The organism is Sulfitobacter sp. HGT1, assembly GCF_013282155.1.
Taxonomy (GTDB): domain Bacteria; phylum Pseudomonadota; class Alphaproteobacteria; order Rhodobacterales; family Rhodobacteraceae; genus Sulfitobacter.
In genome coordinates this window covers 155,137-163,444 of record NZ_BLWI01000019.1, presented here as the reverse complement: position 1 = coordinate 163,444, position 8,308 = coordinate 155,137, and the positions used below count along the sequence as shown (strand labels likewise).

The window sequence follows — 8,308 nt, the reverse complement described above, 5'->3', positions numbered from 1 at the left end:
ACCCGCAACCCCTTTTTTGGGAATTTTCACGGTTAGTCAAAAAACCTTCATAAACGCCTGTTTTATTGGCGTTTTGAGCCTGCGGAATTCCGCCAAGGTAAAAAGCCAACAAGCTTGATGCCCTTATTTTCAACTTTTTAGGGTGTTCTCGTGGACTGATCCACCTCGGGTTGGCCTAAATCATCCTCGATTGGCGACTCGGCCCCACGGTTCGGGTGGAATCGGTCGCACCTTACAGATGATGGACCTGCACCTGATCCCCACAGGCCTCGCGGGCGATATCGACCACATGCTGGTGGTGCGTCAGATAGATCGCCTGCCCCCTCTGTCCGACCCGCTGCATCAGCCGACATGCAGCCCGCGTGCGGTCTTCGTCGAAGGTCTCGAACACGTCATCGCAAAAGAACGGCAGGATGCGCCCGTTCTGTGCCATCTGGTCATAGGCCGCCGCCCGCAAAGCCAGATAAAGCTGGAACCGCGTCCCCTTTGACATGTCGGCGGCCTCTTTGAGGGTCATATCCGACGCCTGTACAGCTTGCAGGATATCGCCTGCGGATGTCGGCACCGTCTTGAGCTGGGAATACGCCCCGTTGGTCAGGTCGTGAAAGGCCTGTTCGGTCGCTGCCAACATGCCGCTTCTATGGGCATCGCGATACCGGCGGATCGCTTCCTCTGCCAAGGCATGGCCAAAGCGCCCTTGAAGATAGCGCAGCGCGGCATCTTCGAGCTGTGCCTCGAGGGTCCGCTTTTGCGCGACTAGGGCGGCAACCGTGTTATCTCCCCCCACAGCATCAAGGGCCATTTGCGCACGTGCCCGCGTCTCAATGGCCACCTCCAGCGCAGCATCAAGCCGGGTCAGATCTTGTGTAACCGCTTCCAGTTCCACCTGAGCGGCCTGTGCCGTCTGTTCATTCAAGAGGGCATCGGCTGCCGCCCATGATGGCACGGCCAGCAGAGCGAAAAGCTGCGTCTGTGTTTCCTGTGCCTGCGCCCGAAGTGCGATGACATCCTTGGCAAGGGTTGTCGCCTTGCGCAAATCATCCAGACTATCTGTCGGGATCGCCGGGTCGAACACCGATGCGATCAGGCGGACCTGTTCATCCAGAACCTCGATCTGCCGCGCCGCATCTTGCGCGACGTCCTGATGATGGGCGTATCTTGCGTCCAGATCCCTGCGTTGGCGTGCGGTTTCCTCCGCCTGGTTCACCTGCAAAAGATACGCCGCATAGCGATCAAGCGCGGGCATACTGCCGCTGTGGTCGAGCTTGATGTCGTCAAGACCGCGCTCGAAAGCGGCGATATTGGCCGACATCGTCTCGACCTGACGGGCAAGTTTGCGGATGATGGTATCGCTCTCGCGGATGCGGTGCAGCGTACGCAGACCGTCCCAGACAAGCGGGTCGGTTTTTAGGTGTGGTATATAGTGTGTGATCGCATTGACCCAATCGGCGCTTGCGGCCTTTGCAGTGCTTTGCGCGATGTCTTGGGCGGCAGTGCGACGGTCCACTTCGATCCTGGCGGATTTCACACTTGTTTCGGCCAATGTCAGCACTTGTTTTTGGGCAAGCTGCCCTGCCAATTGCGCCTTGGCCAGCTTCATCAAACCGGCAAGTGATCCGCTTTCAATGTCTAATATAGTAGACAGAGTTGATTTGAGCGTTTCGACCTCGGCGCGCAGATCGGTCTGCGTGGCCTTAACGGCGTTGAACGTGGCCGCGACCTCGGCTGCATCAGATGCGTCCGCAGTCCAGCCTGCGAAATCTTCGGCAGTCATGTTGTCGGGCAAACGATGGGCAACCAGATGGTCCGCCAATTGCGCGGTCAGCTTTGTTAGGGCAGCGGCTGCGGCGTCATGCTGGGCGCTGGCCTGAGCATGTTCTTGCGCGGCCTCGATCTCGCGGCGCTGCGCCTGACGGTTCTCGGCGATTTCCTTGCTTTGGGTCGCGCGCAATCTGGTTTGGGCATCATCGGTCTGCATGGCGACCTCGAACGCGTTGGCCGATGCGGCGTCCAGCGTGGCTTTATGTGCTGTCCACAGGCTGTCCCGCGCGTCCCGCGTTGCGACAGCCGTTTCATCGTCAATCATATCCGGCGAGGCTTGCGACAGCTTCATCTGGGTCTGCGCCTGCTGCCAGCGCGTTTGCGCGGCCAATTGTTGTTGCGCGGCGGTGGCAGCGACCTGGCTTGCCGCTGCAATATCCCGGCCAAGCTGGGCCGCCTGGGCTGGGGTCACCTGCAAATCAGGAACGGCGTCAAAAACCACGCCGGGGCGGGCCAGTTTGCGCAGGGCAGCATCAGCGTTTTGCCGCGCTGTGGCAAACGCATGCTCGGCTGCGGTAAAGCGCGCTACGATATCTTCGGCATCCGCGCTGGCAATCACCCGCTCCAGTGCCGGATCGCCCTTGACCGTTTGTGCGGCATCTTGGGCCTGCAATGTGGCGTCTTCCAGCTTTGACCGCGCGCCTTGGGTTTCCCCGATCGCGGCGGCATGGGCTTTATCCGCATCCGTCATCGCGGTTCTTAGCCGTTCAAGCGTGGCCAGATCGGCCTCGTCCAGCACATATTGGTCGGGATCGTCTGTCGGCAGCCCGATCCCCGACAAGCGCAGGCCCAACTCCGCCTTTTCATGTTCAAGCTCGGCCTGCCTGCGCGGCAAATCCAACAGCCCGGTCTGCGCGCGGCTTTTCAGTTCTTCCAACGCCTGCAACTGGTCTGCGGCGGCCAGCGCCTGCGGATCAACGGCCAGTGCCGTGCGCTGCGCGTCAATCGTCTCGACCTCGCGGGTCGCCTGTTCAAACGTCGACGTCAAAGCCACCCGTTGCGTCATCAGGGCCAACAGGTCCTCAGGCTCTATGTCCAAGGATGCCGGATAATGCGCAAGCGGCTGCACCTGTTGATCCAGCTCGTGCCACCGCGCTGCCAAGGGATAGGCCTTCAGAAGATTTTCAAGCTCCAGCTTGCGCAGGGCAAGGTCGGTCTTCTCCTGCCGCAAACTGTCTTCAGCCGCTTGGGCCTTTTCAAGGTCCGACCGCAATCCGCGGTAGGCCTGCGCGCTGACGTCCTGGTCTTTGATCTGCTTGTTGACCTGCGCAAGTTCGGCTTTTAGCCCCGCGAATTCCGACTTCGTGCCGCCCTTGCGGTAAATCTCGAGCGATCTGGCGTTCACGTCTTCCAGCACCTGCGACAGATCGCTGATCCCGGCCGCCGCTGAAAACAACAGCTTGCCGATCTCGCCTTTGCTTTTGGTGATCTCCTCGCCGCCTGCCTCGATCGTCTCGTCATCCAGACACAAAAGCTTGCGGTATTCTTCGACCGTCAAATCGCGCAGCGCGGATGTGAGTATGGTGTCGGGCGTGACCTGCCCCTGCCCGTCCAGCAAATTGGGCGCGCGTTTGGACAAACGGGTCAGGCTATGGGCCCTGCCGTCGATTTCCAGCACACCGCCCACCCGCAAATTGGCGCGTTGGTGTTTGAACGCATAGGCGTCTTTCGCCGGAAAGCCGAACAACAGCCGCAGATACCCTTCCATCAGAGTGGTTTTACCGGCCTCGTTGTGGCCAAAAACGATGTGGAAATCCGAGCCGCCTGCCGGGGCTGCGCCAAAATCAATGGTCCGGTCGGTGAAATGCCCAAAGGCAGCCAGATCAAGCTGGCGCAGGCGCATCATGTGCCCTGCCCCTGCATTCTGGCGACCATCGACAGGATGGCATCTTCGGTCAGACGGGTCAGCAGGTCGTCTTGCGCCGCTTCATCGGGCACCAGATCGCGGCGACGGTCTGCGGGCAGCAGCGCCAACATCTGTTCCAATTCGCGGCCCAAGCTGTCCAGCGACGCAGGCGACGCGGCAATGTCATGCATCAACTGTTCGACTTCGCCCACCGCACTATCCGTCGCCACAGCCGATACCGGGGCGACATCAAAGGTCAGTTTTTCGAGCCAAAGCCCGCCGATGTTTTCGGCCATCTGGGTGATTTCGGCCTGCCAGTAATCGGCCAGTTGCCGCAACCGCCACGCCAGTGCCGTTTGCCCCACCAAGCGCAGCCGCAAGATCGCAGCGCCCCTGCCCGCCTGCGCCCGCAAGCAGTCTCGCAGGGCGTCGCGCACATCATCGTCAGTTTCCGCCCCCTCCAGCACACAATCGCAGGCGCGGAATTCCAACAAAGATGTCGGCAGTTCAGATACCTCGATCCTGCCGTCCTGCACGGTCAGGATGCTGGCAGATTTCGGCCCTGCCTCGCCAATGTCGCGCCCTTGGGGCATCCCCGGCATCACGATCCACGGGTTTTCGCTGTGGATCTGCCGTGTGTGGACATGCCCAAGCGCCCAATAGTCAAACCCTGCCTGTGCCAGATCAGCCGCCGAACAGGGCGCATAGGGGTCGTGCCCCGCCGCCCCCGTCAGGGACGTGTGCATCATGGCGATGTTCACCGCCGATGGCACAGGGGGTTTGAACTTGGGCAGCAGGCTGTCGGGCGCATAGCGGTCGCGGAAACTGACGCCGTGTATATAGACGGGGTGATCGCCAAGCTGGACCATGCCGCCCTTGCCATCGAACACATGCACATTGGCGGGCAATGCGATTTCACCGGCGACGGGGTTTTCCGCATCATGATTGCCCTTGATATAGAAGACCTGCACGCCCGCCTCGGCCAGCCGCTGCATTTGCCCGGCAAGATAGGCGGCGGTCTTGGCGCTGCGTTCCTGACCGTCGTACAAATCACCCGCGATCAGAAACGCCGCGACATCTTCGTCGATACAGTATTGCACCATCGTTTCCAGCGCGTGACGGCTGGCATTACGAACCTGTGCGACAAGCCTGTCGTCCTTTAGCGCCAAACTGCTCAAAGGTGAATCCAGATGCAGATCGGCAGTGTGCAAAATGCGAAGTGTCAAACAAACGGGCCTTGTGGCAGGAAAATCAGCTGTGCATTCTTTGTCACGCAGTTCACTTTCGGTTGCAACCACTGGCTGCTGCTTTGATCCTTGGGATCAACGCGGTATGACACCGATATCCCTGTTCCAGAAAGCACGCCAATGAATTCGCCTGATGTCCCCCTGACCCAAGACCTTGTGCTGGTTGGGGGCGGGCATGCCCATGCCTTGGTCCTGCGCAAATGGGGGATGAACCCGTTGCCGGGGGCGCGGCTGACGGTCATCAACCCCGGCCCGACCGCGCCTTATACCGGCATGCTGCCCGGACATGTCGCGGGCCATTACAGCCGCGACACGCTGGAGATTGATCTGGTGCGCCTGTGCCGTTTCGCCGGTGCGCGGCTGATCCTTGCCCATGCCACAGATATCGACCGGACCGCCCGCCTGATCACGGTCGAGGGGCAAGGCCCGATTGCCTATGATGTCGCGTCGATCGACATCGGCATCACCGCAGAAATGTCGATTGCGGGCTTTGCCGACCACGCCGTCGGGGCCAAACCGCTCGATATCTATGCGCAGCGCTGGCGCGATTTTGTTTCCGCGACCACCCAAGGCACCGCCACCCCCACCGTTGCCGTGATCGGCGGCGGTGTTGCCGGATGCGAATTGGCGCTGGCGATGTCACACGCGTTGCAGCAGGCGGGCGTCAAACCGGCCGTTACAGTGATCGAGGCAGGCCCGCAGATATCAGGGGTTGGCGACACTGCGCGGCGCAAATTGCTCAGCGCGATGTCACAGGCCGGCATTGCCCTGCGCACCGATGCCCGTGTCACGCAGGTCACGGCGTCACAGGTGCTGCTTGATCGGCAAGAGCCCGTGCAAGCCGCATTGACCGTTGGTGCGGCGGGCGCATTTCCACACGGCTGGCTGGCCCGGACCGACCTGCCCCTGATCGACGGGTTTATTGAGACGACCCCCGATCTCAGCATCAAGGGCGATACATCGGTCTTTGCCGTGGGCGACTGTGCCGCAATGCCCTTTGCCCCGCGCCCCAAGGCCGGTGTCTTTGCCGTGCGCGCGGCACCTGTGTTGCACCACAACCTGCGTGCCGCATTGACGGGCGGTGCCCGCAAGATATTCAAACCGCAAAAGAACTACCTCAAGCTGATCTCGTTCGGCGGCAAATCCGCCATGGCCGAGAAATTCGGCTTCGCGGTTTCCGGCCCGCTACTTTGGCGTTGGAAAGACCGCATTGACCGGGCGTTTATGGACAAGCTGGATCACCTGCCCCCGATGAAAGCCGCCCGGATCCCCGAAACCTTGGCGCTTGGCGCACGCGAGATCATGCAGGAAAAGCCCCTGTGCGGTGGCTGCGGGGCCAAGGTTGGCGGGGCGCTGCTGGCCGATGCGCTGTCAAACCTCGATACCCGCGCCCACCCGCAGGTGGTGACGGGCGTAGGCGACGATGCTGCGGTGGTCAAAATGCCGGGGGGCGGTCTTCAGGTGCTCAGCACCGATCATTTGCGCGCAATGGTCCACGACCCCGTTCAAATGACCCGCATCGCGGCGGTCCATGCCTTGGGCGATGTCTGGGCGATGGGGGCCGCACCTCAGGTCGCGCTGTCCAGCCTGATCCTGCCGCGCATGTCCCCGCCCCTTCAGGCGCGCACCCTGCGCGAAATCACTGATGCGGCCCGCGCGGTTTTTGACGCCGCCGGGGCCAGTTTGGTCGGCGGGCATACGACGATGGGGGCCGAACTGACGATCGGGTTCACCGTGACGGGCACCCGTGACACGATGCCCATCACCATTGCCGGCGCACAACCGGATGATGTCTTGCTGCTGACCCGTCCCATCGGGTCTGGCGTGATGATGGCCGCCCATATGGAGGGAACCGCCCAAGGTCGCGATGTTGCGAACACTTTGGCGATCATGCAGCAACCGCAATCACAGCAGGCCGACATCCTGCGCGATGCCCATGCGATGACAGACGTGACCGGATTTGGTCTGGCGGGTCATGTGCTGGCGATGTGCAAGGCATCAGGCCTCTGCGCGACCTTGAGGCACGCCGACATTCCCGTCTACGCAGGTGCACGCGCCTTGTCTGATGCCGGGGTCGGGTCCTCGCTCTTGCAGGCGAACCGCGACAATGCACCCACCGCAGGGATCGACGACCCGCTGATCCATGACCCGCAAACAGCCGGTGGATTGCTGGCCGCACTCCCCCCAAAGGCGGCTGAAACCGCCCTGAGGCAGCTGGAAAGCAAAGGATTGCAAGGATGGATCATCGGAACGCTTCAAACCGGTGCGCCGTCCCTCACCCTTAGGTAACGCGCCGCGCCAGATCCCGTGCTGCTTGGGCAAGTGTGCTGTCCTCAAGATCCGCCAGCGCGATCACTTGCGTCGCCTTTTCGGACCGCCCCATCGACTTGGCATAGCGCGGGTCATAATGGGCCGACACCAGCCCTGTGGCCAGTTCTTCCCACGCGCCTTCATCCGCCAGTGAATGCCATGCAGCGATCACATCGCTCGCGTGATAGGGGCGCAGCATGTCAATCCGGCCATGCAAACGCGCGCTGTCTTCGGTCAGATCGGCATAGGCGGTGGCCAGAAACCGCGCCCGCGCGGCAAGCGGTGCCTGAACCTCGATCCGGGGGGCATCGCGCATGGCGTGCCACAGGCCCGAGGGCACCACACGTGCGCCGATCTTGCTGCTTTCCGCCTCCACCCAGGTCATGCGGGTCGGGTCCATTTTAGCCAATTGCGCTGCCAGCCGCGTCTCGAACATCTTTTGCGATGGCTGCCCGTCCCCGCGCGCGCCAAACAACGATCCGCGGTGGTTTGCGAACCCCTCAAGGTCGATGACCTGCTCGCCCGCGAGCGCCAGATGTTCCAGTAAACGCGTTTTCGCCGTGCCGGTCCCGCCTTCGATCAGGGTCAGCTTGTGAGGCAGCGGGGTGTCATACACGGTCTGGGCCACCAGCCGCCGATAGCTGCGATACCCCCCCTTCAGCAACTGGACCCGCCAGCCGATCTGTTCAAGGATTGTCGCAAACGACCCCGACCGCTGCCCGCCGCGCCAGCAATAGACCATGGGCTGCCAGCCACCGGGCTTGTCCGCCAGCGGCCCCATCAAATGTACCGCCGCGTTTTGCGCCACCAAGGCCGCCCCGATCTTGCGCGCCATAAAGCTGCTGTCTTGCTTGTAAATCGTGCCGACCTTTGCGCGCTCTGCATTGGACAGAACCGGCAGGTTGATCGCGCCGGGAATGTGATCTTCGGCAAATTCATCCGGAGATCGCACGTCAATGATCGTATCCGCGCCACAGGCCGCAATATCGGACAGGGCATTGAGGTGAAGAAGTGTCATGACGCGCTTTCCAAGATGGGGTGTCCTTGTTCTACCCGCTCAGATGCTGGCGTCCAGCGCGAAGCA

Annotated in this window: 4 protein-coding genes; 1 reads left to right on the top strand and 3 read right to left on the bottom strand. The window is 61.7% G+C overall.

Annotated elements, in window-relative coordinates; all coding sequences use genetic code 11:
- Positions 1–232: 232 nt before the first annotated feature.
- Both HGT1_RS17845 and HGT1_RS17840 read right to left on the bottom strand, forming a co-directional pair.
- A complete protein-coding gene (locus tag HGT1_RS17845; protein ID WP_176251302.1) occupies positions 233–3,667 on the bottom strand; it encodes a YhaN family protein in 3,435 nt (1,144 codons plus the stop codon).
- Positions 3,664–4,893, bottom strand: coding sequence for a DNA repair exonuclease (locus HGT1_RS17840; RefSeq protein WP_176251301.1), 1,230 nt, complete (start codon positions 4,891–4,893; stop codon positions 3,664–3,666). Before HGT1_RS17840 ends, HGT1_RS17845 begins: the two co-directional genes overlap by 4 nt.
- Positions 4,894–5,034: 141 nt before the next feature.
- Here HGT1_RS17840 and selD point away from each other — a divergent pair, with 141 nt between their 5' ends.
- The gene (gene selD, locus HGT1_RS17835) at positions 5,035–7,203 is read left to right on the top strand and encodes a selenide, water dikinase SelD (protein ID WP_176251300.1); all 2,169 of its coding nucleotides are present in this window, start codon (positions 5,035–5,037) and stop codon (positions 7,201–7,203) included.
- Here the strand turns inward: selD and mnmH are convergent.
- Positions 7,196–8,242: a tRNA 2-selenouridine(34) synthase MnmH gene (gene mnmH, locus HGT1_RS17830; RefSeq protein WP_176251299.1), complete on the bottom strand. Its 1,047-nt coding sequence runs from the start codon at positions 8,240–8,242 to the stop codon at positions 7,196–7,198. The two genes, selD and mnmH, sit on opposite strands and share 8 nt — an antisense overlap.
- Positions 8,243–8,308: the final 66 nt, after the last annotated feature.

Bases quoted from the DNA above. Each gene is read 5' to 3' on its own strand.
- HGT1_RS17845 (WP_176251302.1), bottom strand. From the start codon at position 3,667: ATGATGCGCCTGCGCCAGCTTGATCTGGCTGCCTTTGGGCATTTCACC.
- selD (WP_176251300.1), top strand. From the start codon at position 5,035: ATGAATTCGCCTGATGTCCCCCTGACCCAAGACCTTGTGCTGGTTGGG.
- mnmH (WP_176251299.1), bottom strand. From the start codon at position 8,242: ATGACACTTCTTCACCTCAATGCCCTGTCCGATATTGCGGCCTGTGGC.